Genomic DNA, 22,749 nt, shown 5'->3' with positions numbered 1-22,749 from the left:
CGCGTGATCAGGGATGTAACTCGCGTGATTGGGTGCCGCACTCGGTGTTTCGCCGCTGATCACGTGAGTTCCGTCTTCAATCACGTGACGCCGGGCGCTTGAGCGAGACCGGCAGCGATCGATGGCCGTTGGAGATGAACGAGTCCAGATGCCGTAAAGCGTCCGGCGAGGCCGCGAGGGTCATGTCCGGGAAACGCTCGAACAGGGCCGGAAGGGCGATCGCCGCCTCCAGCCGGGCCAGCGGCGCGCCGATGCAGAAGTGCGCCCCGAAGCCGAAAGCGATGTGCGCTTTGTCCTTCCGCTTGATGTCGAACGCGTCGGCGTCCTGCCCGTGCAGTGCCGGATCCCGCCCGGCGGCGGCGTAGCCGGCCAGGATCGCGTCGCCCTGCCGGATCACCACGTCGGCGACGGCGATGTCTTCGACGGCGTAGCGCAACGGCAGGTTCGCCACGGGAGCCTGCCAGCGCAGGGTTTCCTCGATCGCGTCGGTCCAGGAGGCCTGTCCGGCGCGGAGCAGAGCGAGCTGATCGGGATGGGTCAGCAGCGCGGTGATGGCCTGGTCGAGGAGGTTCACGGTGGTTTCGTGACCGGCGGAGATGAACAGGATCAGGGTGTCGATCAGTTCCGTTTCGTCGAGCCGGGCGCCGTCGTCCTGTGCGGCGATGAGCGCGGTGGTGAGATCCTCGCCCGGGTTCTCCCGCTTGGCGGCGACGAGTTCGGTGAAGATCGAGTGGATGTCCTGGTAGGCGGCCAGCATCGCTTCTTGGCTGGCCGAGGTCCGGAAGAAGACGTCGACCGAATGTCGCAGTCTGTCGCGGGCCGCGTCCGGTACGCCGAACAGGTGGCAGATCACTTCGATGGGCACCGGATAGGCGAAGTTCTCCCGCAGGTCGACGGGTTCGCCCTCGGCCAGGGCCGCGAGCCCGTCCAGCAGATCGGTGACGATCCGGGTGATCCAGGGCTCCAGCGTGGCGATCCTGCGTGCCGTGAAGGCCTGCGTGACGAGGGATCGGAGCCGTTTGTGGTCGGCGCCGTAAGCGGTGAACATGTTCCGCACGTTGACCCACACCAGCAACGGCCATTCCGCGCTGACCTCGGCCAGCGCCGGCCAATGCTGCCGGGCGTCCTTGGAAACACGCGGATCGCTGAGCAGGTCACGCAGCAGCTCGTAACCCGTCACCGACCAGGCCACGACACGGCCCGGCAACTCGACTCGGGTGATCGGGCCTCGTTCGCGCAGTCGTGCGTTCTCGGCGTGGATGTCTTGGCCGTTCGGGTCCAGAACCAGGGGACGCGTCACCGGGGATCACCCTTTCTCGGCGGAGCGGACCGGGTCCAGCGTGCCAGCGGTGGCCGTCACCCGGCTATTCGCCAAACGGTGGTCGCTCAGTAAAGCTCGATGACGAGCCGGTCGGTGAGCGCGCGTGAGACGCACAGCGCCATTTGGCCTTCACGGTCGGCGGCGGTCAGGCAGTTGTCCCGATGGTCCGGGGTGCCTTCGAGCACGCCGGACACGCACGAGCCGCAAATCCCTTCCTCACAGGACTTGAAGACCTCGATGCCGTTGTCTTCGAGCACCGCCAGGATCGATTTCCCGGCCGGTACCTCGAATTCCTCGCCGGTGTCGAGTTCGACGGTGAGGGGACGGTCGCCGGAGGTGTCCACTTCGGCGGCTTCGAAATGTTCGACGTGCACATGGTCGGCGCCGACGACCGGCCCGAGCACGTCGCCGACCTGTCGCATGAAACCGTCGGGGCCACAGGTGTAGACGTGGGCCGACGGGGTCAGGCCCTCGGCGATCGTCCGCAGCACGGCGGGATGTTCGGCGCGGGGGACGCCGAAATGCGGCCGGATCCGGTCGGCGAACTCGACCCGGTTTTCAAGAAGTTCCACGAACGCCGCGGTTTCCCGTGAGCGCGCGAAGTAGTGCAGCTCGAATTCACTGCCCCAGGTGTAGAGCTCGTAGGCCATCGAGAGCAGCGGCGTGATGCCGATACCCCCGGCGACGAGGACGTGCCGGTCCGCGTCTTCGGCGACGGCCAGCAGATTGCGCGGCTCGCTGACCTTGAGGTGGTCGCCGACCGAGACCTGGTGCATCGCCACGGATCCGCCGCGCGACTCCGGTTCCCGTTTGACCGCGATCAGGATCGAGCGCGGGTCGTCGGGGGCGCCGCACAGCGAATACTGCCGCAGCACCCCCGTCGGGCCGACGACGTCGACGTGCGCCCCTGCCCGGTACCGGACGCGCAGCGGCTCGTCGTCCTGCCGGACCAGCCGCAGGGTACGGATTTCCGGTGTCTCTTCGGTGATTTCGACGACGCGGAAGAGGACGTTCGTCATCTGGTTGCCTCCTGGTCAGCGCATGAACAGGCCGCCGTTCGCGTCCCAGCAGGCGCCGGTGACGGAGGCGGCTTCGGGGGAGGCGAGCAGCGCCACCATCTCGGCGATGAACGTCATGCTGCCCAGCCGTCCGACCGGGATGCCGGCCGTCAGCTTCGCGAGGTTCTCCTCGCCGACGATGCGGTGGACCATGGGGCTGTCCTGCGGTCCGGGGGAGACCGCGTTCACCGTGACTCCCCGTGCGGCGAGCTCGCGGGCGAACACCTTGGTCGCCGTGAGGATCGCGCCCTTGGAGGACGCGTAGTGCCCGCCGGTCGAGGTGCCGCCGTTCTGCCCGGCCAGCGAGGCCAGGTTGACGATCCGGCCGTATCCGGCTTCGGCCATGTGCGCGCCGAACAGCTGACAGGCGTGGAAGGTGCCGTTGAAGTTCACCGCCATCACCTCGTCGAGCTCCTGCGGCGTGATCTCCAGCAACGGTCGTGCTTGGGTGCGGGCGGCGTTGTTGACCAGCACCTGCACCCCGCCGAAGTCGCCCAGCACCGACGCGAGCAGCTGATCGATGTCCGGGCGGCTGGCGACGTCGACGCGGTAGCTCTGGGCGTGTGCCCCGGTCCGGTCCAATTCGGTCGCGAGCCGTTTCGCGGCCGCCTCGTCGAGATCGGCGATCGCCACCCGGTGGCCGCCGCTGTGCAGGCGCCGTGCGATCTGCTCGCCGAGCCCGGTCGCCCCGCCGGTGATCACGGCGACCGGCGCGTTGCCGCTCACAGCAGGAATCCCGCGGCGGGAACGGCTTCGTCGGCGTTGACCAGCCGGACGACCTTGCGGGCGAAGCGGTCTTCACTGGCACTGGCACCGAGGCGGACGACGTAGTCGACGTCCGCGGCCCAGAGGTCGTGACGGCCGCGTTTGTACGCCACGATGATCTGGGCGGCCTTGAGCGTGACCGACCGGTCGTCGACGTCCGTGGGGATGAAACGCGAGACGGTCCGCACGGTGATCGCCGAGTCCACCGCGGCGATCGCGTAGCCCTCGGTCATCCGCCGCACGCGCAGTCCGCGCATCCGGGCGTCGTCGTTGACCATGTTGAGGACGTCGTCGAAATCCTCGGCGTCGCGGTCGATCGGGATGACGTACCTCGCGTCTTCGGCGTAAAGCCCTTGCCAGGTCTCGTAATCCTTGGCGTCCAGCAGCGCGGCCTCGCGCCACGCCAGTTCGATCGCGCGGACCACGCGGGGATCGGTGAGGGTCTCAGTCATCGCTCATCATCCGCTTCCATTGGGCGTACGCCGCCCGCATCCCGGTCTCGTCGGTGACGTGGCTGGTCGGCCAGCCCTCGGCGGAGGGCTTCTCGCGACCGAGACCGCGGTTGACCATGATCGGCAGTTCGGGTGCGCCCTGGGCGCCGCGCTGCACCCGGTCCCAGCCCTCGGAGTCGTCCGGGGTGCCGAATCCGAACGGGCCCTGGAAATGTTCGTGGGCGCGCAGCCGCTCCCGGTTGACCGGTCCGACGATCTCGGCCGGGCCGTCGCTGCCGAGGGCGACGTGCTCGATCACGGTCTCGTCGACGCTGATCGGCCGCAGCACCCGGAAGAACGAGATCGACATCGACACGTTCGGGAACAGGTTGAGGTTGAACCCCGTGCCGTGCACGGCACGGACGAGCCTGCGGATCTCGGCCTCGTCCGCCCCCGCGGCTTCGAGCCGGGCGACCAGTCCGTCGAAGCGCGGCTGGAGCGGTTCGCTGCCGTCGTCCGCGTTCAGATCGGAGTGTTCGGGGACCATCTGCATCACAGAGTGGCCGTTCCCCAGATCGTGGGTGACCGCCGTCGGATCGGTCATGAACGACATCATCTCGGCGGTTTCCGCGTCGACCGAGGCCATCCAGGAGCGGTGCACGATGGGGAAGTGGTACCCGTCGGTGGTGTTCTCCAGCTGGATCTTCCAGTTGCCCCGATAGGTGAACCGGTGGGTGCCGAGCACCTTCACCGGGTAACCGCCGCCCTGCGCCATGAAGCGATCGATCCACAGCTTGACGTCACCGAGGAAGTCGGCCAGCGGCTCGGCCTCGGTGTTCAAGGTCGCGAAGATCATCCCGCCGTAGGACTCGGTGCGCAGGGTCTTCAACCCGAGATCGGCCTTGTCCATGACGCCCTCGTACCCGTCGGGATACGGGATGCCGCGCAGTTTGCCGTCCAGCCCGTAGGACCAGGCGTGATACGGACAGGTGAACCCGTTGGCGTGGCCGGTCTTCTTCTCGCAGAGCGACGCGCCCCGGTGGCGGCAGCGGTTCACGAGCGTACGGATCTCGCCCTTGCGGTCCTTGGTGACGATGACCGGATGGCGCCCGACATGGGTCGATTTGAAGCTGCCGGCCTTGGGCAGTTCCGATTCGTGGGCGACCCAGATCCAGGACCGCTCGAAGATCTTCGTCATCTCCTGGTCGAAGATCGCGGGGTCGGTGTACATCCGGCCGGCGACCCGGTCGCCGAGGACGAGGTCCGCGGGCGGGAGGTCGTACACGGTGGCGGCGGTGAATTCGGTCATCGCGATCAGCCCCGGTATTCGCGCGGAGTGAGGGCGCGGCCGATGCGCGCTTCGATCTTGGCGTACTTCCACAGCTTCCACGGGCTGTCGCCGACCGGTGTGGTGCGCAGGAAGTCGCACGCCTTCTTGACGGTCTCCTGCGTGTCGACGTCGCAGAGCAGGTAACAGGTCCACGGCCAGCCGTCGGACGGGCCGACCATATGCGAGTCGTCGTCGATGTCGCCGATGAAGTCCACGCCGGGCAGGCCCTTGATGCCGTCCATCAATGCGACGAAGGCGGTCCAGACGTCGCCGGCGGCGACGCCGCCTTCGGGCAGGTCGAAGAAGTTCTGGTTGATACCGATGCAGAACAGCACGCGCAGCGGGGTATCGCTCATGGTGGTGGTCCAACTCCTCGTCAGCGGTCGGTGGTGGGTCACTGGAAGCCGGGAACGGTGGGCGGATGGCCCATCAGCACGGCACCCGCGGCGTCGTACATGGCCGGTCCCAGGAAGGCGTGCTGCTGCGGGACCAGGGCGTCGCCGAGCAGCCACTGCAACGGATGGTCCGTGGCGATGGCACCCGTCCCGGACAGGCCGATGACCCGGTTGACGGTCTCGGCGGCGGTCTTCGCGAGATGGGTCGAGGCCAGCCGGAGATGGGCGTTCTGGTGTGGCGCCACGGGATCGCCGTCCAGCACGGTCTGCCACGCCTCGTCGGTGACCTCGTAGAAGTACGCCCGCGCGGAACGCATCGTCGCCTCGGCTTCGGCGAGTCCCGTCCGGTAGTAGGCGCGGTCGGCGAGTTTCGGCGCACCCGTGACGCCCGAACGGCCGCTGCCGACCTCGGTCGCGAAGTCGAGTGCCGCGCGGGCGACCCCCGCGCCGACGACCGCCAGCACCTGGGAGGCGTACGCGAGCGTGGGGTAGCGGTACAGCGGCTCGTCGATGGTGGGCTCACCGCCGCGGATGAACGTCCATTCGCGTGGCACCTCGACCTTGTCGACGACCAGGTCGAAGGAACCGGTGCCCTTCATCCCGACGACGTCCCACTCCTGGACGATCTCGACCTGCTCGGGCCGCAGCAGGGCGGTGCGCGGCTTTCCGGCGGTCGTGTCGTCCCCCGGGATGCCGACGCCCAGGACGTCCGCGCCCATACAGCCGCTCGCGAACTTCCAGCGTCCGTCGACCAGGAAGCCGGAGGCGGTGGGCTCGGCTCGTTGCACGGGGAAGAGACCACCGGCGAAGCACACGTCCGGACCGTCGGCGTACAGCTCGGCCTGCGTCTCGACGGGCAGCGCCGCGAGATAGACCAGCGCGGAGCCGAAACTGGCCACCCAGCCGGTGGATCCGTCGACGACGGAGATCCGCTCCACCGTCCGCAGGAATTCGGCCGGGGGCAGGGGCCTGCCGCCGAACCGTTCCGGCGTCGCGGACCGGTAGACGCCCGCCGCCTTGAGCCTGCCGACGAAGTCGCGGGAGACGTACCGCTGGTCGCGGAACTCCTGACGGCGCTCGAGGAGTTCGGCCAGGACATCGTCGAGTGTCACGGCCGGGCTCTCCTGGATCTGGGCCATCGGGCGCTCCTCGCGTCGTAGGGAAGATGTCTCCGACGCTAGGGATCACCGCCGCGCGTGGCCATTGGTCATTGCCTGCCGACGGCCGGGGATTCCCACGCAGAGGGGTAGGGGAAATCCTTACCGGAGGGTCCGGCGGCGAACTCCTATGCTGAGCCCGTGGAGGTCGACCCGATCGCGCCCGAGCTGGCCACCGGCGACTTCGTGGCGATGATGAACGCCTCGAAGGTGTGCGTGCTGGTCCACGACGCGGCGACCAAGAACATCCTGTGGGCCAATCCCGCCGCGTGCGAAATGCTCGAATTCAGTCTTTCCGAGCTGCGCCCGCTCAAGGCCAACCACATGAGCAGCTCCGCCCAGCAGTACGACCGGGTGATCGGACGGGCGTGGCTCCAGGCGGCGGTGGAACACGGTTCGAGCCGGATCGTGTGGCACTACCGGAGCAAATCCGGCCGGGTCATCCCCACCGACGCGGTCGCCATCCGGGTCGAGCTGGAGCGCGGGCCCGCGGTGATGGTCCAGTTCCGCGACATCCAGCGCGCGGAAGAGATCGAACGGGAGCTGAAGCTGACCACGTCGTACGTCGACGCGCTGGCGCGGCACACCTCGACCGTGGCGTTCATGCTCGACGCCGCCGGCTCGGTGCGGTTCGCGACGGACAGCGCGCTGACCTTCCTCGGCCTGACCGGCGACGACGACCGCCTGGCAGGCGAGCCGCTGACCGCGTACGCGCGGCTGTATCTGGGCGGCAGGCCGGTGCGCTGGGCCGAAGTGGTCGCCGGCGCCGATCCGGTCGGGCCGGTGCAGCTGGAGTTGCCGGGGGAGAGCTCGACCTGGCTGGAAGGGAGTCTGGAGCGGCTTTCCGAATCCGAGGTCGACGCGTATCTGATGATCCTGCACGACGTGTCCGAGCGCGTCCGCGGCGAAGCCCGGCGAGAACTGGAGCTGCGGCACGAGAACTACCTGGCGCGCTACAACGCCATGGGGGACATGGCGATGGCGATCGCGCACGAACTCGGGCAGCCGCTGGCCGCCGCCGCGAACTTCATCGCGGGTATCCGGGCGCGTGCGGCCACGATCGCGGACGGCGGCGACGTCCGCGAGCAGATGGGCTACGGCCTGGACAGCGTCGCCCGCCAGATCGACCGGGCCAAGGACATCGTCGGTTCACTGCGGTCCTTCGTCGGGCATCTGGAACAGGTCGAGCAGGTGGTCGACCTCAACGAGATCGTCCGGGAGTGCCTGTACTTCATCGAGCTGAGCGCCGCGCCGAACTCGGTCGCCGTCGAGGTCCGGCTCGATCCGGCACCGGTGCTGGTGCGGTGCGAACGCGTCCTCACCGGGCAGGTGGTGATGAACCTCTGCCTCAACGCGATCGACGAGACCACCGAATGCGAACCCGTGCAGCGGCGGATCACGGTGGGCACCCGGGCCAAGGAGGGGGTCGGCGTCCTCACCGTCGACGATCACGGCCGCGGCGTCGCCAGGGATCCGTTCGCCGAGTCGTTCACCAGCAAACCCGGTGGCAGCGGGATCGGGCTGGCGCTGAGCCATCGCATCATCACCCGGCAGCACGGGAGCATCTGGGCCGAGCGGCGGGACGGTGGCGGCTCGCGGTTCGGGTTCGCCCTGCCGCTGGCCACGTAAGGGAAATCCTCAGGCGGCGCGGTGGAACTCGGGATATCGCCGGTTTCGGCCACGGCTCTAGCGTCGGGGTATGCCCGATGAGCTGACCACCACCCAGCGACGGTTCCGCGCGGCGATGGCGAACCTTTCGACGGCTGTCAACATCGTCACCACCGACGGCGTCAGCGGCCGTGCCGGCATCACGGTGAGCGCGGTCTGCTCGGTCACCGACTCGCCGCCGACGCTGCTGGTCTGCGTCAACCAGTCGAGCTACACACACGACATCTTCCGGACCAACGGCAGGATGGCCATCAACGTCCTGGCCGCCCAGCACGAGGATCTCGCCCTGCAGTTCGCCGGTGCGACGGACGTGCCGATGCTCGACCGGTTCCGGTTCGAGGTCTGGGATCACGACAGGTTCGGCATCCCCGTGGTCCGTGACGCGGCCGCCGTCCTCATCGGAGGAGTCGGCGCCGAGTTCACCCAAGGGACGCACACGGTGCTCTTCGTCGAGGTCGAAGACGTCTTCGTCGACGAGGAGGCCGGTGGTCTCGCCTACTTCCGGCGCGAATTCCACCGGATCGCGCCATGAGCGAGCGCACCACGTTGATGTGTTACAACGACAACCACGGCTACGGCTGGCGCCATGTGGATCTGTTCGTGCACGACTCCGAGGGCCGTGAGCTGAACTGGGTCCATTGGCAGGCCCCGGCCGACGGTCCCGACGCCGCCGACGAGGTGACGGCGCGGGTCGAACCCCGGCTGAAGCGGACGTCGGAGTGGCGGCACGGGGTCAGCGCGGGCGGCGTGGACTATTGGGAAGCGGATGCCGCGTGGGAGGACGAGTGAACCTCGTGCGCCCGTGGTCGCTGCGGGAACTCGTCCAGGACCTGCGGCTGGGGCGGACCACTCCGGAAGCGGCTGCGAAACGCGCGCTCGCCCGGATCGCCGGGACGGACTCGGATCTGCACGCCTGGGTCGACCGGACGGACTTCCTGCCGGGCGCGGGTGTGCCACTCGGGGTCAAGGACATCATCGACTTGGCGGGTGTGCCCACCCGTTGCGGTTCGACGCTGCGCGCGGAAGCCGCTCCGGCGGCTTCGGACGCGGCGATCGTGACCGCGTGGCGCGCGGCCGGACTGGCTCCGCTCGGAAAGACGGTCACGACCGAGTTCGCGTTCTTCGCCCCTGGCCCGACCCGGAATCCCGCTGCTCCCGGTCACACCCCGGGCGGCTCGTCGAGCGGGTCGGCCGCGGCGGTCGCGTCCGGGCAGGTGCCGTTGGCGCTCGGTTCGCAGACCGCCGGGTCGGTCACCAGGCCGGCGTCGTACTGCGGGGTCGCGTCGCTGGTGATGAGCCACGGCCGGTACCCGGTCACCGGGGTGACGGGATTGAGCCCCAGTCTGGACAGCCACGGCGTCTTCGCGGCCACGGCCGCCGACCTCGCGATCGCGTGGCACGCGCTGACCGACGATCCCGCGCAGGAACCGCGTCCGCCGCGGATCCTGGTGTGGTCCGCCGACGCGCTCGACGTCGTCGAAACACCGATGCGGCATGCGTTGAACCAGGCGTCGAAGCGTCTGCACGAAGCAGGGGCGACCGTCGAGCCGTTCCGCGACGAACGACTGATGGCCGAGCTCACGGCCGCGCATCCGGTCGTGATGGCCTATGAGGCGGCGCAGGAACGGGCCGCGGAACTCGCCGTGGCCGAGCGGTTGAGCGTGCCTTTGGCACAACTGCTCCGGGCCGGTGCCGCGACTTCGGCCGACGAGTACGAAGCCGCCCGCGCGACCATCGCCGACGGCGCGGTGCGGCTCGCGGAGATGTTCGACGTCGTGCTCGGCCCGGCCGCGCCCGGCGCGGCGCCACCCGGACTGGAGGCGACGGGGAACCCGGTGCTGAGCCGGGGCTGGCAGGCACTCGGCCTGCCCGTGGTCGCCTTGCCCGGCTTCACCGACACGGCGGGGCTGCCGCTGGGTCTGCAACTCGTCGGCCGCCATGGTGGGGAGAACGAACTGCTCGGCCACGCGTGCTGGGCGGAGCGGGTGCTCGCCGGGGATTCATGATAGGGAGCTCTCCATGGTCACCACCGATTCCGCGTCCGGCGGCGAGACGTCGCCGGTGGTCTACATCGTCGACGACGACGAGGCCATCCGCCAATCCCTGGTGTTCCTGCTGGAGAGCGTCGGCATCCAGGCGCTCGTCTACCCGGACGGGCCGACGTTCCTGGAGGAGTTCGACCCGGACGAGCCGAGCGTGCTGATCGTCGACGTCCGGATGCCGGGGCTCAGCGGCCTGCAACTGCAGGAGAAGCTGGTCGCCCGCGAATTCCCGGCCCCGGTGATCTTCTGTTCCGCGCACGGCGACATCCCGATGTCGGTGCGGGCGCTCCGCCTCGGCGCCGTCGACTTCCTCGAGAAGCCGTACGAGCCGCAGCGGATGCTGGAGGTCGTCCAGGCGCAGCTGGTGGTCGCGGCGGAACGGTTCGCGGAGGCCGCCTGCCGGAAAGCCGTCACCGAGCGGATCGCGACGCTGACCCCGCGCGAACGCGAGGTGCTCCGGCTGGTGATCGACGGTCTGCCCAGCCAGCTGATCGCGCGGCAGCTGGGCACGAGCGTGAAGACCGTCGATGTGCACCGGGCCCGGATCAAGGCCAAGACCGAGTCGGACAGCCTGGGCACTTTGGTGCGCGATGTGCTTCAGCACCAGGTCACCGTGTAGGTGCCGATCGGTCCAAGTGGTCGTGAGTGGCGATTCGGGTTAGAACACGAATCGCCACTCACGACACGCGATCAAGCCATCAGCACCGAAGCTGCAGGGAAGTCCGAAGCGAACCCCGCGGGCAGCGGGGCGATGAAGACGTTCTCGGTCCGCGTACGGGTGATGAGCCAACGCCCGTCCTGACGCCGGAACGCGTTGTTGAGCCTGCTCGATCGCAGCAGTCCCGTCCCGTCGGCGTACAGCCAAGGCTGGACGTGGATCCATTGCCCGTCGGCCCGATCGCCGTCGACGTGGATCTGCTCCGAGGTCAGGTAGTGCGCGTTGAGGACCAGCGCCGGGTCCCGTTTCTCACCCCAGAACCGCCCGAAATGCGCCCGGATCGCGTCCTTGCCCACCGCACGGCCGAACTGCCCCTCGTAGTACTCGCCGACGCCCTCCCAGACCGCGTCCTCGGCGTACAGGTCGAGGATCAGGTCGATGCGCCGCTCGTCGTCGGTGACGCCGTACTCCGGGCACGGCGTGTCGCAGAGGAACATGTAGCGCGCCTGCACGCGGCGGATCTCGGCCTCGGCCTCCAGCATCTCGACGCGGCGCCGGAGTTCGGTGAGTTCGTCGTTCATCGGTGGGTCCTCACGGGTGCGGTTTCGGGAAGGGCCAGCAGGCAGACGACGGTCAGTGCCATCCCGCCCGCCAGGTAGTAGCCGACCGACGTCGACGTGCCGGTCCATTCGATGAGCCGGTTCGCCATCGACGGTGCGAGGCCGCCGCCGAGCACCGCACCGATCTGGTACGCGAGCCCGGCGCCGGACTGCCGTTGTTCGGGCGTGAACAGTTCCGTCAGGTAGGTGATCAGCGGACCGAACAGGAATCCGGTGAGCGCGAAACCACCGGCGATGGCGAGCGCCCAGGCGGTCAGCGTGCCGACCCGCGCGATCGGGAAGAGCACGAACATGTACGCCAGGACCGCGACGGACGCCGCGAGCATCACCGGTTTGCGGCCGAGCCGGTCGGAGAGCCGGGCGCCGAGCACCACCGTCACCGCGTGGATCGCGAGGCCGGGCAACGTGCACCACAGCACGTCCTGGATGTCCAGGCCGAGACCCTTCGGCGCGGGGCCGGCGGCGTAGGAGAGCATGAACCCGGCCAGCACGAACATGACGCCGTTGAGCCCGGTGTTCGCGCCGGCCGCGAGCAGCAGCCTGCCCCAGTTGTCGCGGATGACGTTCCAGATCGGGATCTTGACGATCTTCTCGTCCAGTTTGCTGGCCGCGAGCTCCTGGAACACGGGCGATTCCTCGAGCGCCCGCCGCGCCCAGACACCGATGGCGAGGACGACCGCGCCCGCGATGAACGGGATCCGCCAGCCCCAGCTGGTGACGACCCCTTGCGGCAAGTAGAAGATCAGCACGAAGGCGAGGTTCGCCAGCAGCGCGCCGAGCGGTGAGCCCAAGGCGACGAAGGCGCCGAACGCCGCCCGTCGTGACGGCGGCGCGTGCTCGACGGCGAGTACCGACGCCCCGCCCAGCTCGCCGCCCCGGGAGAAGCCGTGCACCAGACGCAACAGGACGAGCAGGAACGGCGCCGCGACGCCCATGGTGGCGTACCCGGGCAAGAGTCCCATCAGGACGGTGGCCGCGCCCATGAGGTAGAAGGTGATGAGCATGGCGCGGCGGCGGCCGTAGCGGTCGCCGACCCAGCCCATCACGATCGCGCCGAGCGGCGCGACGACGTAGCCGATCGTGTAGGTCGCCAGGCTCATGAACGAGGCGAACCAGGGATCGGTGTCGCCGGAGAAGAACACCTTGGGGAAGACCAGCGCGGAGGCGACGGTGTAGATGGAGAAGTCGAAGAACTCCAGCGAGGTCCCGGCACCCGCGCCGATCGCGAGCCGGCGGGTCTGGGTCGAGGTGGTCTTGGATGGAGCGGTGGATGCTGTCATGCGCGCTCTTCCTTGAACGGTGACGGGCGGTCGACGTTGCACCCCTCCCGGCAACGTTCGTCTCAAGGTAGGAAGGTCGAAGTACCGCGCCAAGTGGAGGAACCCGTTCCCCGGCTGAAGGTTTTCCCTACCCGGTTCCCGACATGAAGGAGGTCCGCGCGTGAGCGCCGTCAACGATCTGCCCGCCACCACCCAGGCCGAGTTGCTGGCCACCGGCGAGTTGTCGGCGAGGGAACTGCTCGACGCCACCCTCGGTCGCGTGGCGGAGCTGAACCCGGCACTGAACGCCGTCGTCAGCATCGACGAGGAGAGCGCACGGACCGCCGCCGCGGCGGCCGACGAAGCACGGGCGGCCGGGCGGTCGCTCGGACCGCTGCACGGGCTTCCGCTCGCCGTGAAGGATCTCCACGCGACGGCCGGGATGCGCACCACCTTCGGCTCGCCCGCGTTCGCGGACAACGTTCCCGACGCCGACGAACTCGTCGTCGCCCGGATGCGCGCCGCGGGTGCGATCGTCTTCGGCAAGACGAACGTGCCCGAGTTCGGCGCGGGCTCGCACACCTTCAACCCGGTGTTCGGCCTGACCCGCAATCCCTACGCGCCGGACCGTTCGGCGGGTGGTTCGAGCGGGGGTGCCGCCGCCGCGCTCGCGGCCGGGATGACGTCGCTGGCCGACGGCAGCGACATGGGCGGATCGCTGCGGAATCCCGCCTCGTTCTGCAACGTCGTCGGCCACCGCCCGAGCCCCGGGCGGGTCCCGACCTGGCCGGCGCGGGACGCCTGGTTCACCCTGGGCGTCCAAGGCCCGATGGGACGCACGGTCGCCGACACGGCGCTGCTGTTGTCGGTGCAGGCGGGTCCCGACGACCGCGCTCCGCTGTCGCTGGCCGAATCCGGCAGCGTGTTCGCGGCCGGATTGCCGACCCGGCTGGACGGGCTGCGCGTCGCGGTGTCGCCCGATCTCGGCGGCCGGGTGCCCGTCGACGCCGAGGTCGCGGCGATCGTGGAAGACCAGGTGGACGTTCTGCGCCGCCTCGGTGCCGAGGTCGTCTCGGGCTGCCCGGATCTGACCGGGGCGGAGGAGGTCTTCCGTACCTTCCGCGCCCTGAACTACGCGCAGTCGGTCGGTGATCTCGTCGACGGTGAACCGGACAAGGTCAAGGAGACCGTCCGCTGGAATGTCGCGAAAGGACGCGCGCTCACCGGCGCGGACATCGCGACCGCCAACCGGCTGCGCACCGAACTGTTCCACCGCGTCCGCGCGTTCTTCTCCGAAGTGGACGCCGTCGTTCTCCCCGCCAGCCAGGTCCTTCCGTTCGACGCGGAGCTGGAGTACCCGAAGAGCGTGGGCGGGACCGAGGTCGAGGACTATCTGCACTGGATGCGGACGGCCTACTTGATTTCGGCCACGGAGTGCCCGGCCACGGCCGTCCCCGCGGGTTTCACCACCGATGGGCTGCCGGTCGGGGTCCAAGTGGTCACGCCACACCATGCCGATCTGCGAGCGCTGGGGATCGCGCACGCGCTGGAGCAGGCGAACGGTCACACCGCTCGCAGGCCGGTCTGACCGTCTCGTGGTGGTGCCAGCGCTACCACGAGTCTTCCCTCACGCGGGATCGATCCGAGCCCTCGCCGACCGTACGTTTGGCGGGAGAGATCACCACCGCTAAGGGGAAATGATGAATTCAGGGGGCGCGTGCGCCTTGACGCTGGAATCCGTGAGCAAGGTCTACGGATCCGGCGACGGCGCGGTCACGGCTTTGAACGGGGTGACCGTCGAAGTGCGCCGGGGCACGTTCACCGCGGTGATGGGACCGTCGGGCTCGGGCAAGAGCACCTTCCTGCACTGCGCGGCCGGGCTGGACAAGCCGAGCTCGGGCCGGGTGCTGCTGGGGGACACGGAACTGAGCAGGATGCGTGAGAAAGCGCTCACCGAGCTGCGGAGGACGCGCATCGGGTTCGTGTTCCAGGCCTACAACCTGCTGCCGTCGCTGAACGTGCTGCAGAACATCACGTTGCCGATGCGGCTGGCCGGGAAGAAGCCGGACCCGCAGTGGCTGCGCGAGATCGTCGAGGGCGTGGGGATCGCGAAGCGGCTCGAACACCGTCCGTCCGAACTGTCCGGTGGCCAGCAGCAGCGGGTCGCGATCGCCCGCGCGCTGGTCACCCGGCCGGAGGTCGTCCTCGCCGACGAGCCGACCGGGGCGCTGGACACGCGCACCGCGAAACAGGTCCTCGACCTTCTTCGCTCCATTGTGGACAGTATGGGGCAGACCGTGCTGATGGTCACCCATGACCCGGTCGCGGCGTCGGCCGCGCACAGCGTGCTGTTCCTCGCCGACGGCAGGCTGGCCGGGCACCTCCCGGCGCCGACGCCGGACCGCGTCGCCGAGCGCATGACCCACCTCGGGGAGTGGTGACGTCATGTGGGATTTGGCCTGGCAGACGACGAAGACCCGCTTGAGCGGTTTCGTCGGCGCGTTCGTCGCGATCCTGTGCGGGACGGCGCTGGTCGCCGGTTGCGGCGTCCTGATGGAATCCGGTCTGCGCGCCGGTGTCCCCACCCAGCGGTACGCCGACGCGGCGGTCGTCGTGGGCGGCGGGCAGACGGTCGCACCGCCCGGGACCGGCGCGCTCGACAGCCAGCAGGTCGCCGAGCAGGCGTCGGTGCCGGTGACGCTCACCGGGGCGATCACCGCGCTGCCCGGCGTCCGGGGTGTGGTGGCGGAGCAGAGCTTCCCGGCCACCGTGGTGACCGCCGACGGCCGGGCGCTGAACGGGCCGGAAGGCGGCCAGTCGCTCGGTCACAACTGGGACGCCGCCGTGCTGGCGCCGTTCTCCCTGCGTGACGGCCGCGCGCCCGCCGGTGCCGACGAGGTGGTCCTGGACGCGGACCTGGCGTCGCGGAGCGGCGTGTCGGTCGGGCAGCGGGTGAAGATCGCCGTCCGTTCGGCACCGGTCGAGTTCCGGGTCTCCGGGATCGCCGCCCCGAAGACGGGCGATGGCCTCACGCGGCAGTCCGCGCTGTTCTTCTCACCGGAGAAGGCCGTCGAACTCGCCGGGACGCCGGGGCAGGCGCACGCGATCGGCGTGCTGGCTGAGCCCGGTGTCACGCCGGGCGACCTCGCCGAGAAGATCAGCGCCGCGGTCGGCGACAAGGTGACGGTGGCGACCGGGGTCGAGCGCAGCACGGTCGAATTCCTCGACGTCAGCCAGACCCGGATGCTGCTGATGGCGCTCGCGGGCTCGTTCGGCGGTTTCGCGCTCCTCATCGCGGTGTTCGTCGTGGCCAGCACGCTGGCGCTCGTCATCAACCAGCGTCGCCGGGAGTTCGCCCTGCTGCGGGCGATCGCGGCGACACCGCAGCAGATCCGCAAGCTGATCGGCGCCGAGACGATGCTGGTCGCCTCGGTCGCCGGGGTGCTGGGCAGCGGACTCGGGGTGGCGGTGGGCTTCGGCCTGCGGAACGCCTTCGGTGCCATCGGGGTGATCCCGCCGGACTTCGAACTGGCGATCAGCCCGATCCCGCTCGTCGCCGCGCTGGTGCTGGGCTTGGGCACGGCACGGTTGGCCGCCTGGTCGGCTTCGCGGCGTCCGTCGTCGATCCGCCCGGTGGAGGCCCTCGGCGAGGCCGCGGTGGAGCGGCGCGAACTCGGCCGGGTGCGCCTCATCGTCGGCTGCGCGCTGGTGGTGGCCGGTTTCGCCGGGTCGATGGTCCCGATCTTCGTACGCGGTGAGGCGGGGCTTGCGGCTTCGGGCAGTTCGGCGCTGGTGATCGTGATCGGACTGGGCGTGCTCGGCCCGAAGGTGGTCGCGCTCATGACCCGGCTGATCGCCCCGGTGCTGAACCGGACTTCGCGGATCAGCGGCTACCTGGCCGCCGCGAACAGCCAGGCCAACTCGCGACGGCTGGCGGCCGCGGTGACGCCGGTGATGCTGGCGGTCTCGTTCGCGCTGACGATGTTCTACAGCCAAACCTCGGCGGCCGCGGCACGCCAGGAGGAGACCGTCGAGTCGACCACGGCGGACTACGTGCTCGCCAGTGGCGCCGGCGGGCTGTCCCCGGAGGTCGCCGAGGCGGCACGGCGGGTCCCCGGTGTCTCCGCCGCGACGCCGGTCGTGCGCACCGAGGTGCTGAACACGGTGCAGGAGCAGGACAAACTGCGCGTCGAGCGGTACGCGGCGCAGGGACTGGACGGCGCGCAGGTCCGCGGGAACGTCGATCTGGGTGTCGTGTCGGGCAGGATCACCGACCTGACCGGGAACACCGTGGCGATGAGCGAGTCGGAAGCCGATTGGTACGAGAAGAAGATCGGCGACGAGGTCGAGTTCTTCTTCGGTGACGGCTCTCCGGCGAAGCTGCGGCTGGTCGCCACCTACACCCGTGAGCAGGCTTTCGGCCGGTACGTGCTGCCCGCCGAACTCGCGAGGGCGCACACCGGCGACCGGATGGACGATTCGGTGCTGGTGCGGCGGCAACCCGACGCGGATCCCGCCGCCGTGACCGCCGCGCTGAACGAACTTGGGGCCCGCTATCCCGGCCTGGCCGTGACGCCGGGGTCGGCGGTGGCCGCGCCCGCGAACGGGCAGCAGGACGCCCAGTTCTACGTGAACCTGGTCGCGGTCGGGGTGATCCTCGGCTACGTCGTGATCTCGGTGGCGAACACGCTGGTGATGAGCACGGCGCAGCGCTCGCGGGAGTTCGCGCTGCTGCGCCTGATCGGCACCACGAAACGCCAGGTGGTGCGGATGATGCGGTTCGAGGCGCTGGCGACGGTCGGGGTCGCGGCCCTGCTGGGCACCGTGGTGGCGGGGATCCCCCTGGTGCTGCTGAACCTCGGCCTGCGCGGGACACCGCTGCCGTCGGGCACGGTCACCGTCTTCGGCGGGGTCATCGCCGGGGCGATCCTGCTCGGCCTGCTCTCGCTCGGCCTCGCCACCCGCGTGGCGCTGCGGTCGAAGCCGATCGAGGCGATCGGTCTCCGCGAATAGCCGGTCCCCGTCGTCCGGTCAGCCCTCGGCGGCCGGCCGGACGGCGGGGATCTTCCCACCGCGGAAGGCGTCCACGAACAAGCGGTGGTCGTCCCGCGACTGCTCGGCGTAGGCCATCCCGAACTCGGTCAGCGTGCGGACGAACTCGTCCTCGCGGTCACCGATGACCCCGGCGATGGCCTCTTCGCTCTGGAAATCGACCAGTGTCTGCTCGGAGTCCGAATCGGACACACAGTGCATCTTCGCGGTGGCGCGGCCGAGATAGTCGAGGACCGGCCCCATCTCCGACGGTTCGGTCAGCTCCGACCAGTCCAGGTCGTCGACGTAGGGCGACAACTCCGAGACGACGAAACCGGTCCCGTCGATCTCCGTGTATCCGAGCCAGGGGTCCGCGTGCGCCTGCAACGCGCGCTGGGAGACGGCGGTGCGGTGCCCCTCGTTGGTGAAGTAGCCGCGGATGCGCTCCTCGGCGACGATGCGGCTCGGCGCCGCGACGTTCCCTTGCTTCATCGACAGGACGACGTCGTTCTCGAGCGCCTGGGTCCGGCCTTCGACGAGGATGTTGTACGCGGGCAACCCGGCGGAGCCGATGCCGAATCCGGTCCGGCCGACGATGTCCTTGACCCGGTAGGTGATACTGCCGAACCGCTTGTTCTCCGGGATGGTGTCCAGATAGGACTCGAAGGCCTTGGTCGCGATCTCGCGCTCGGCCCGGTCGAGGACCCGGACGCCCGGCCCGTGCCGGAACCTGCGGTCGTAGTCCTCCACGGTGGTCAGCTCGTCGAGCAGATCGATCCGCGTCTTGAGCCGGGCCCGGAGCAGGACGTTGTGCAGGACGCCCTCGGTGCTGTCCAGCTGGAGCCGGACGAGTTCGTCGCCGGGGCGCTCGGCGTACTCGCGGACCTGTTTGACGTAGGCACGCAGATAGGTGCCGATCAGCGCCTCGATGTCGTCGTCGGAGATCGCCTTGCTCCACGCCAGCAGCGCGACACTGGCGGCCAGCCGTTTGAGGTCCCAGGTGAAGCAGCCGAGGTAGGCCTCGTCGAAGTCGTTGACGTCGAACACCAGCGTCCCGGACGAATCCATGTAACTGCCGAAATTCTCGGCGTGCAGGTCGCCCTGGATCCACACGCGACCGGTCTCGGCGTTCGACCACGGGTCGTCCTCGTGCGCCATGTCCGCATAGAACAGGCATGCCGAGCCCCGGTAGAAGGCGAACGGGGCGGCGGCCATCTTGCGGAACTTGCGGCGGAACGCGTCGGCGTCCGCACGCATGAGGTCCTCGAAAGCCTCCACCAGCACCTCGACGATCCGCGCCTGGCGAGCGTCCTCGCCCTGCTCACGGATCGACTCGATCACACCTGCCATCACGACCTCCCGACGTCGTTCACGGTGCCACAGGTCGGTTCGCCGGGCAGATCAGATCTTGCGGAAACGCGCGTCCAGCAGCGCGAAGGCACCGAACGCGGCGATGCCGGCCGCGAGCGCGAGGAGCATCGGGCCGCCGTACGGCTGAGCGGAGAGCGTCTTCAGCGCGGCGTCGAGGCCGCTCGCCTTGGCCGGGTCGAAGGTCACCGCGGCGATGATCGTCAGCACGCCGATGGTCCCGTACGCGGCGGAGAGCGCGATCCAGCCGATCTGCCCGAGCCGGATCGTGAGTGTCCTGGCCGTCCCGGTGGCGCCGCCGAAGTCGAGCTCCCGCACGAAGGTCTTCCGGAGTCCGCGTTGGGCGAGGAACACCGCCACCGCGACGACGGCGACTCCGGCGACGGTCACCAGTGCAGGCCCGTAGGACTCCGCGAGAATCCCGGCCACGAGGGAGCCTTGGCCGTCGTCGGCGCCCGAGAGGGCGATCTTCACCGCGCTGTAGGAGACCAGGCCGTACAGCACCACCTCGATCCCGCTGACGATCCTGCGCACGGTCCGCCGCCGCGTCTTCACGTGCCGGTGCCCGGTGATCGCCTCGCTGAGCTGCCACATCGCCAGCACGGCGAGACCGGCCGCGATCAGCCACAGCAGCCACGCGCCCCCTTCGGCGACGACCATCTGCAGCGCGCCCGCCTTGTCCGCCCGCGCGTGGTCGCCGAGCGCGACCTGTGCCGCGAGCCACGCCACGAGCAGGTGCACGACGGCGTAGCAGACCAGCCCACCCCGGGCGATGAGACCGAACATCTTGCTGTCGCGCATCGGGCGATCCTCGCCGAGCAGCCGTTCGCTCGCCAGGTCCGGCCGGAGCAATGTGCCCGGAATGTCGGGCAGGTCACTCTTGATCTCCACCGAGGTCGAGGGTGAAGGCTGGGGTTCATCAGCTGCTTCGAGGAGTGAACATGAGTGAGGACAAGGGTTTCTACTCGATCATCGAGTACGCGGTCGACGGGCCGGAGACCCAGGCGGCGTTGGTGGAGGCATTCGCCGAGATCCAGGACCGCTGGGTCCGGTTCTACCCGGGCTACGTCTCGGCCCGGTTCCACGCGAGTGTGGACGGGACGCGGGTCGTCAACCTGGTCAGCTGGGCGAGCGAGGCGGACTACCGGCATTTCGAAGAGACGTCGGACACCGCGGGCCGGCTCGCGGCCATCCAGGCGGCACTCGACGGCCTGCCCGGCGAGGTCGAATCGCGGGTGAGCGCGAACCCTCGTTACCGGGTCGTCCGGGAGACCGGCCCCGGGCCGAGGGTGGGGGACTGAAGGCCGAAGGTCCCGATCCGGAAAGGACCACCGCCACTTCCGGCCCCGGCTCCCGCACGAAAGGCTGAGGCGACCCCTCCGGCTAGGGAGCCGCGATGATCCTCACCGAAGCACCGGTCGTCACCGCCGCGCTGGAGGCCGCCGTCCGGGCACCGTCACCCCACAACACCCAGCCGTGGCTCTTCGAGGTCGGGCCGGACGTCATCGGCGTCGTCCTCGACGAGGATCGCGTGCTCCAGGTCTGCGACCCGGACCGCCGTGAGGCGCGGTTGGCCTGCGGCGCGGCGCTGCTGAACCTCGAACTCGCGATCGCCGTCGCGGGGCGGTCCTGCGACGTGGAGTTCCTGCCCGAGAAGGACCGGCCGGAACTGCTGGCCAGGGTGAGGATCGGGCCGCGGCACCGGGCGAGTGCGGCCGAGCAGCGCCTGGCGGCATCGATCCGCATGCGGTACAGCAACCGGCGGCCGTTCGCCTCGACCCCGGTCCCGGCCGGGGCCCGGCACGCGGTGCGGCGGGCGGCCGGGGACGAGGGCGCGAAACTGATCCTGCTCGACGAGGTGGGTCTGCTGGAGGCCGTCGCGGGACTCATCCGGCGGGCGGATCACCTGCAGACCCACGACGACCGCTTCCAGGCGGAACTCCGGGCGTGGACCAGGGAAGCCGGGAGCCACGACGGCGTCCCGGCATACGCGGGCGGGCCGCGACCCTCGGGTGGGTTGCTGCCCGTCCGGCATCACGGGGAGAGCGACCAGGTCCGGGAGTTCGAACGCGATCCGGTCGTCGCGGTGCTGACGACACCGACCGACGGACCGCTCGCCCAGGTCCGGGCCGGGCGGGCGATGCAGCGGGCGTTGCTGACGGCGACTTCGCTCGGCCTCAGCGCGTCGTTCTACTCGCAGCCCATGGAGATCCCGTCCGCCCGGGCCGTTCTCCGGTCGCTGGTCGGGGGCAACGCGCAGGTCGTTTTCCGGCTGGGTTACGGCTTCCCGGGGTCCACCACACCTCGCCGCCCGGTCGGTGACGTCCTGCGGATCCTGCGGTAGAGGGCCCGGATCCCGAAGGCCACGAGCAGACCGAGGACGGCCAGCCCGATCGGGCGCAGCGAGACCGTCCACGGCCACGCCTCGCCGTCCAGCGAGAGATGCCCCGTCTCGTACTCCAAGGTCCTGGCAGTCCACCGCGTGGTCGCGGTGTCGGTGGTGCGCACCAGGTCTTCGAGGACGGCGTCGAACGGGAACCCGGGCCCGGCGTGCAGGTACACCGGTGAGAGCGCGGAGTACCGGTCGGCGGCGTGACTCGCGGCGGCGTCCGCGCCGGGGACGACGAGCCGGTCTTCCGGCACCGGCGTGCCGCGGGGGACGAAGGTCAGTCCGTGCCGGGACCGGATCGGCGAGCCGTCGAGCCCGACGGCCGTCGTCTCGACCGCCAGCGACTGGCCGTAGGTGTCGAACACCGCCGCGAGTTCGAGTTCCCGGATCCCGGGAGTCAGCAGGACCCCCAGCATCGGCTTGTCCCACCGGAACGCGGTGTTGAACCCGACGACGGTGTCCGCCGCTTCGAAGCCGTTCTGCGTCATCGGCGCGCTCGAAGCGGGGGAATAGTGGGTCCAGCCGACGGCGTCGGCCGCCTTCCGCGCGGTTCCGGTGCCGGCGAACCGCTCGGTGAGATGGAGCGCCCCGTCGATCCCGGAAAGGATCCCCGCCGTGGTCACGATGTTCCCGTCGTCGACGTAGCGCGTGCCGCGGATCCAGTCCACGGCGGGGAATTCGTCGTCGAAGCCGCCGATGCGGATCCAGTGCGCGGTGGCCTTCCTCCCGTCGAGGAGGCCGGCCGAGGCGAGGACGCCCGAACCGTTGCACACGCTCATGAGCAGCGAGCCCCGCGACGACTGCCGCTTCAGCCACTCGGTCACCGGCCGCGTGGTCGGCTCGCCGAGATCCGGCAACGCGGGTACCACCACGACGTCCGGGGCTTTGGCCGAGAGCAGCCGATCGAGCTCGGCGAAGTCCAGGTCCGGGCTCAGATCGAGCCCGCCGGTCAAGGTGACCGGCCGGGCCTGCGGGGCGACGGTGTAGACGTTGAACGCGCCGGACGCCGCCAGGACCTCGTACGGTGCGAGCGCGTCGGAGACGACGGCGCCTTCGTTGCCGACGACGACCACCGCGGTCGGCTTCGCGGGATCGTGCGCCTTGCTCGCCGGCGGCGGCGCGATCCCGTCGGTTCTCGACGTGTAGCGGTTTTCGAAGCTGGCGTCGAGCGTGACGGCGCCGAGCGTGACCGGCAGGGCCAGCGCGGCGACGGTGAACGCCAGCACGGTCAGCGTGAGACGGACGATGGAGCGCATG

General features: G+C 69.7%; 22 protein-coding genes. 10 read left to right on the top strand and 12 right to left on the bottom strand.

Annotated features, from left to right (window positions below; translation table 11 throughout):
- Positions 1–76: 76 nt before the first annotated feature.
- The 7 genes from DMC61_RS36835 to DMC61_RS36805 form a co-directional block, all read right to left on the bottom strand.
- Entirely contained in the window at positions 77–1,300 is a 1,224-nt protein-coding gene (locus DMC61_RS36835) for a cytochrome P450 (protein ID WP_125695146.1), read from the bottom strand.
- An 86-nt stretch (positions 1,301–1,386) separates the two neighbouring features.
- On the bottom strand, positions 1,387–2,340 hold the full coding sequence (locus tag DMC61_RS36830; RefSeq protein ID WP_125695145.1) for a PDR/VanB family oxidoreductase: 954 nt from the start codon (positions 2,338–2,340) through the stop codon (positions 1,387–1,389).
- 15 nt (positions 2,341–2,355) lie between these two features.
- Positions 2,356–3,105: an SDR family NAD(P)-dependent oxidoreductase gene (locus DMC61_RS36825; RefSeq protein WP_125695144.1), complete on the bottom strand. Its 750-nt coding sequence runs from the start codon at positions 3,103–3,105 to the stop codon at positions 2,356–2,358.
- Positions 3,102–3,596 carry an aromatic-ring-hydroxylating dioxygenase subunit beta gene (locus DMC61_RS36820; RefSeq protein ID WP_125695143.1) on the bottom strand — a complete coding sequence of 165 codons (495 nt, stop codon included), beginning with the start codon at positions 3,594–3,596 and terminating at the stop codon, positions 3,102–3,104. The genes DMC61_RS36825 and DMC61_RS36820 overlap by 4 nt, the downstream gene beginning before the upstream one ends.
- Positions 3,589–4,884 carry a Rieske 2Fe-2S domain-containing protein gene (locus DMC61_RS36815; protein WP_125695142.1) on the bottom strand — a complete coding sequence of 432 codons (1,296 nt, stop codon included), beginning with the start codon at positions 4,882–4,884 and terminating at the stop codon, positions 3,589–3,591. The genes DMC61_RS36820 and DMC61_RS36815 overlap by 8 nt, the downstream gene beginning before the upstream one ends.
- Positions 4,885–4,889: 5 nt before the next feature.
- Positions 4,890–5,261 (bottom strand): hypothetical protein, encoded by a 372-nt coding sequence (locus DMC61_RS36810; protein ID WP_016334550.1) that lies wholly within the window; start codon positions 5,259–5,261, stop codon positions 4,890–4,892.
- 38 nt (positions 5,262–5,299) lie between these two features.
- Positions 5,300–6,439, bottom strand: coding sequence for an acyl-CoA dehydrogenase family protein (locus DMC61_RS36805; RefSeq protein ID WP_125695141.1), 1,140 nt, complete (start codon positions 6,437–6,439; stop codon positions 5,300–5,302).
- 159 nt (positions 6,440–6,598) lie between these two features.
- Here DMC61_RS36805 and DMC61_RS36800 point away from each other — a divergent pair, with 159 nt between their 5' ends.
- The 5 genes from DMC61_RS36800 (at position 6,599) to DMC61_RS36780 (ending at position 10,786) form a co-directional block, all read left to right on the top strand.
- A complete protein-coding gene (locus DMC61_RS36800) occupies positions 6,599–8,086 on the top strand; it encodes a PAS domain-containing sensor histidine kinase (protein ID WP_125695140.1) in 1,488 nt (495 codons plus the stop codon).
- A gap of 70 nt (positions 8,087–8,156) precedes the next feature.
- On the top strand, positions 8,157–8,657 hold the full coding sequence (locus tag DMC61_RS36795; RefSeq protein ID WP_063276534.1) for a flavin reductase: 501 nt from the start codon (positions 8,157–8,159) through the stop codon (positions 8,655–8,657).
- Positions 8,654–8,914, top strand: a complete 261-nt coding sequence (locus DMC61_RS36790) for a hypothetical protein (RefSeq protein ID WP_125695139.1) — start codon at positions 8,654–8,656, stop codon at positions 8,912–8,914. The genes DMC61_RS36795 and DMC61_RS36790 overlap by 4 nt, the downstream gene beginning before the upstream one ends.
- The gene (locus DMC61_RS36785) at positions 8,911–10,131 is read left to right on the top strand and encodes an amidase (protein ID WP_125695138.1); all 1,221 of its coding nucleotides are present in this window, start codon (positions 8,911–8,913) and stop codon (positions 10,129–10,131) included. Before DMC61_RS36790 ends, DMC61_RS36785 begins: the two co-directional genes overlap by 4 nt.
- A 13-nt stretch (positions 10,132–10,144) precedes the next feature.
- Positions 10,145–10,786, top strand: coding sequence for a response regulator transcription factor (locus tag DMC61_RS36780; protein ID WP_125695137.1), 642 nt, complete (start codon positions 10,145–10,147; stop codon positions 10,784–10,786).
- A gap of 71 nt (positions 10,787–10,857) precedes the next feature.
- Here the strand turns inward: DMC61_RS36780 and DMC61_RS36775 are convergent, their stop codons facing one another.
- A complete protein-coding gene (locus tag DMC61_RS36775; RefSeq protein WP_125695136.1) occupies positions 10,858–11,406 on the bottom strand; it encodes a nuclear transport factor 2 family protein in 549 nt (182 codons plus the stop codon).
- Entirely contained in the window at positions 11,403–12,725 is a 1,323-nt protein-coding gene (locus tag DMC61_RS36770; RefSeq protein WP_125695135.1) for an MFS transporter, read from the bottom strand. Before DMC61_RS36770 ends, DMC61_RS36775 begins: the two co-directional genes overlap by 4 nt.
- A gap of 160 nt (positions 12,726–12,885) precedes the next feature.
- On the opposite strand from DMC61_RS36770, the gene DMC61_RS36765 reads away from it, so the two are divergent.
- The 3 genes from DMC61_RS36765 to DMC61_RS36755 all read left to right on the top strand — a co-directional run bounded on the left by DMC61_RS36765 (position 12,886) and on the right by DMC61_RS36755 (position 17,717).
- On the top strand, positions 12,886–14,292 hold the full coding sequence (locus DMC61_RS36765) for an amidase (protein ID WP_125695134.1): 1,407 nt from the start codon (positions 12,886–12,888) through the stop codon (positions 14,290–14,292).
- Between the two features lie 112 nt (positions 14,293–14,404).
- Positions 14,405–15,145: an ABC transporter ATP-binding protein gene (locus DMC61_RS36760; protein ID WP_125695133.1), complete on the top strand. Its 741-nt coding sequence runs from the start codon at positions 14,405–14,407 to the stop codon at positions 15,143–15,145.
- A 4-nt stretch (positions 15,146–15,149) separates the two neighbouring features.
- Positions 15,150–17,717: an FtsX-like permease family protein gene (locus DMC61_RS36755; RefSeq protein WP_125695132.1), complete on the top strand. Its 2,568-nt coding sequence runs from the start codon at positions 15,150–15,152 to the stop codon at positions 17,715–17,717.
- Positions 17,718–17,735: 18 nt separating this feature from the next.
- Here DMC61_RS36755 and DMC61_RS36750 read toward each other — a convergent pair whose 3' ends face one another.
- Both DMC61_RS36750 and DMC61_RS36745 read right to left on the bottom strand, forming a co-directional pair.
- Complete coding sequence (locus DMC61_RS36750) at positions 17,736–19,085, bottom strand: DUF2252 domain-containing protein (protein WP_125695131.1); 1,350 nt, start codon at positions 19,083–19,085, stop codon at positions 17,736–17,738.
- 51 nt (positions 19,086–19,136) lie between these two features.
- A complete protein-coding gene (locus DMC61_RS36745; protein WP_125695130.1) occupies positions 19,137–19,994 on the bottom strand; it encodes a DUF1206 domain-containing protein in 858 nt (285 codons plus the stop codon).
- A gap of 50 nt (positions 19,995–20,044) precedes the next feature.
- Between DMC61_RS36745 and DMC61_RS36740 the strand changes: the two genes are divergently transcribed.
- Both DMC61_RS36740 and DMC61_RS36735 read left to right on the top strand, forming a co-directional pair.
- Positions 20,045–20,404 carry an antibiotic biosynthesis monooxygenase gene (locus tag DMC61_RS36740; protein WP_125695129.1) on the top strand — a complete coding sequence of 120 codons (360 nt, stop codon included), beginning with the start codon at positions 20,045–20,047 and terminating at the stop codon, positions 20,402–20,404.
- Between the two features lie 95 nt (positions 20,405–20,499).
- A complete protein-coding gene (locus DMC61_RS36735) occupies positions 20,500–21,447 on the top strand; it encodes a nitroreductase (RefSeq protein ID WP_125695128.1) in 948 nt (315 codons plus the stop codon).
- Here DMC61_RS36735 and DMC61_RS36730 read toward each other — a convergent pair.
- On the bottom strand, positions 21,381–22,748 hold the full coding sequence (locus tag DMC61_RS36730; RefSeq protein ID WP_125695127.1) for a DJ-1/PfpI family protein: 1,368 nt from the start codon (positions 22,746–22,748) through the stop codon (positions 21,381–21,383). The two genes, DMC61_RS36735 and DMC61_RS36730, sit on opposite strands and share 67 nt — an antisense overlap.
- Position 22,749 lies beyond the last annotated feature (1 nt).

Origin of the sequence: Amycolatopsis sp. WAC 04169 (assembly GCF_003947535.1) — a bacterium.
GTDB classification, from domain to species: domain Bacteria; phylum Actinomycetota; class Actinomycetes; order Mycobacteriales; family Pseudonocardiaceae; genus Amycolatopsis; species Amycolatopsis keratiniphila.
Note: the sequence above shows the minus strand (reverse complement) of the source record. Positions and strands in the feature narration are given on the sequence as shown.

What these genes read in the sequence shown, in the direction of transcription:
- DMC61_RS36790 (WP_125695139.1), top strand. Translation starts at nt 8,654, where the DNA reads ATGAGCGAGCGCACCACGTTGATGTGTTACAACGACAACCACGGCTAC.
- DMC61_RS36775 (WP_125695136.1), bottom strand. Translation starts at nt 11,406, where the DNA reads ATGAACGACGAACTCACCGAACTCCGGCGCCGCGTCGAGATGCTGGAG.
- DMC61_RS36760 (WP_125695133.1), top strand. Translation starts at nt 14,405, where the DNA reads ATGAATTCAGGGGGCGCGTGCGCCTTGACGCTGGAATCCGTGAGCAAG.
- DMC61_RS36810 (WP_016334550.1), bottom strand. Translation starts at nt 5,261, where the DNA reads ATGAGCGATACCCCGCTGCGCGTGCTGTTCTGCATCGGTATCAACCAG.
- DMC61_RS36815 (WP_125695142.1), bottom strand. Translation starts at nt 4,884, where the DNA reads ATGACCGAATTCACCGCCGCCACCGTGTACGACCTCCCGCCCGCGGAC.
- DMC61_RS36770 (WP_125695135.1), bottom strand. Translation starts at nt 12,725, where the DNA reads ATGACAGCATCCACCGCTCCATCCAAGACCACCTCGACCCAGACCCGC.
- DMC61_RS36740 (WP_125695129.1), top strand. Translation starts at nt 20,045, where the DNA reads ATGAGTGAGGACAAGGGTTTCTACTCGATCATCGAGTACGCGGTCGAC.
- DMC61_RS36755 (WP_125695132.1), top strand. Translation starts at nt 15,150, where the DNA reads ATGTGGGATTTGGCCTGGCAGACGACGAAGACCCGCTTGAGCGGTTTC.
- DMC61_RS36795 (WP_063276534.1), top strand. Translation starts at nt 8,157, where the DNA reads ATGCCCGATGAGCTGACCACCACCCAGCGACGGTTCCGCGCGGCGATG.
- DMC61_RS36780 (WP_125695137.1), top strand. Translation starts at nt 10,145, where the DNA reads ATGGTCACCACCGATTCCGCGTCCGGCGGCGAGACGTCGCCGGTGGTC.
- DMC61_RS36730 (WP_125695127.1), bottom strand. Translation starts at nt 22,748, where the DNA reads ATGCGCTCCATCGTCCGTCTCACGCTGACCGTGCTGGCGTTCACCGTC.
- DMC61_RS36820 (WP_125695143.1), bottom strand. Translation starts at nt 3,596, where the DNA reads ATGACTGAGACCCTCACCGATCCCCGCGTGGTCCGCGCGATCGAACTG.
- DMC61_RS36750 (WP_125695131.1), bottom strand. Translation starts at nt 19,085, where the DNA reads ATGGCAGGTGTGATCGAGTCGATCCGTGAGCAGGGCGAGGACGCTCGC.
- DMC61_RS36735 (WP_125695128.1), top strand. Translation starts at nt 20,500, where the DNA reads ATGATCCTCACCGAAGCACCGGTCGTCACCGCCGCGCTGGAGGCCGCC.
- DMC61_RS36805 (WP_125695141.1), bottom strand. Translation starts at nt 6,439, where the DNA reads ATGGCCCAGATCCAGGAGAGCCCGGCCGTGACACTCGACGATGTCCTG.
- DMC61_RS36830 (WP_125695145.1), bottom strand. Translation starts at nt 2,340, where the DNA reads ATGACGAACGTCCTCTTCCGCGTCGTCGAAATCACCGAAGAGACACCG.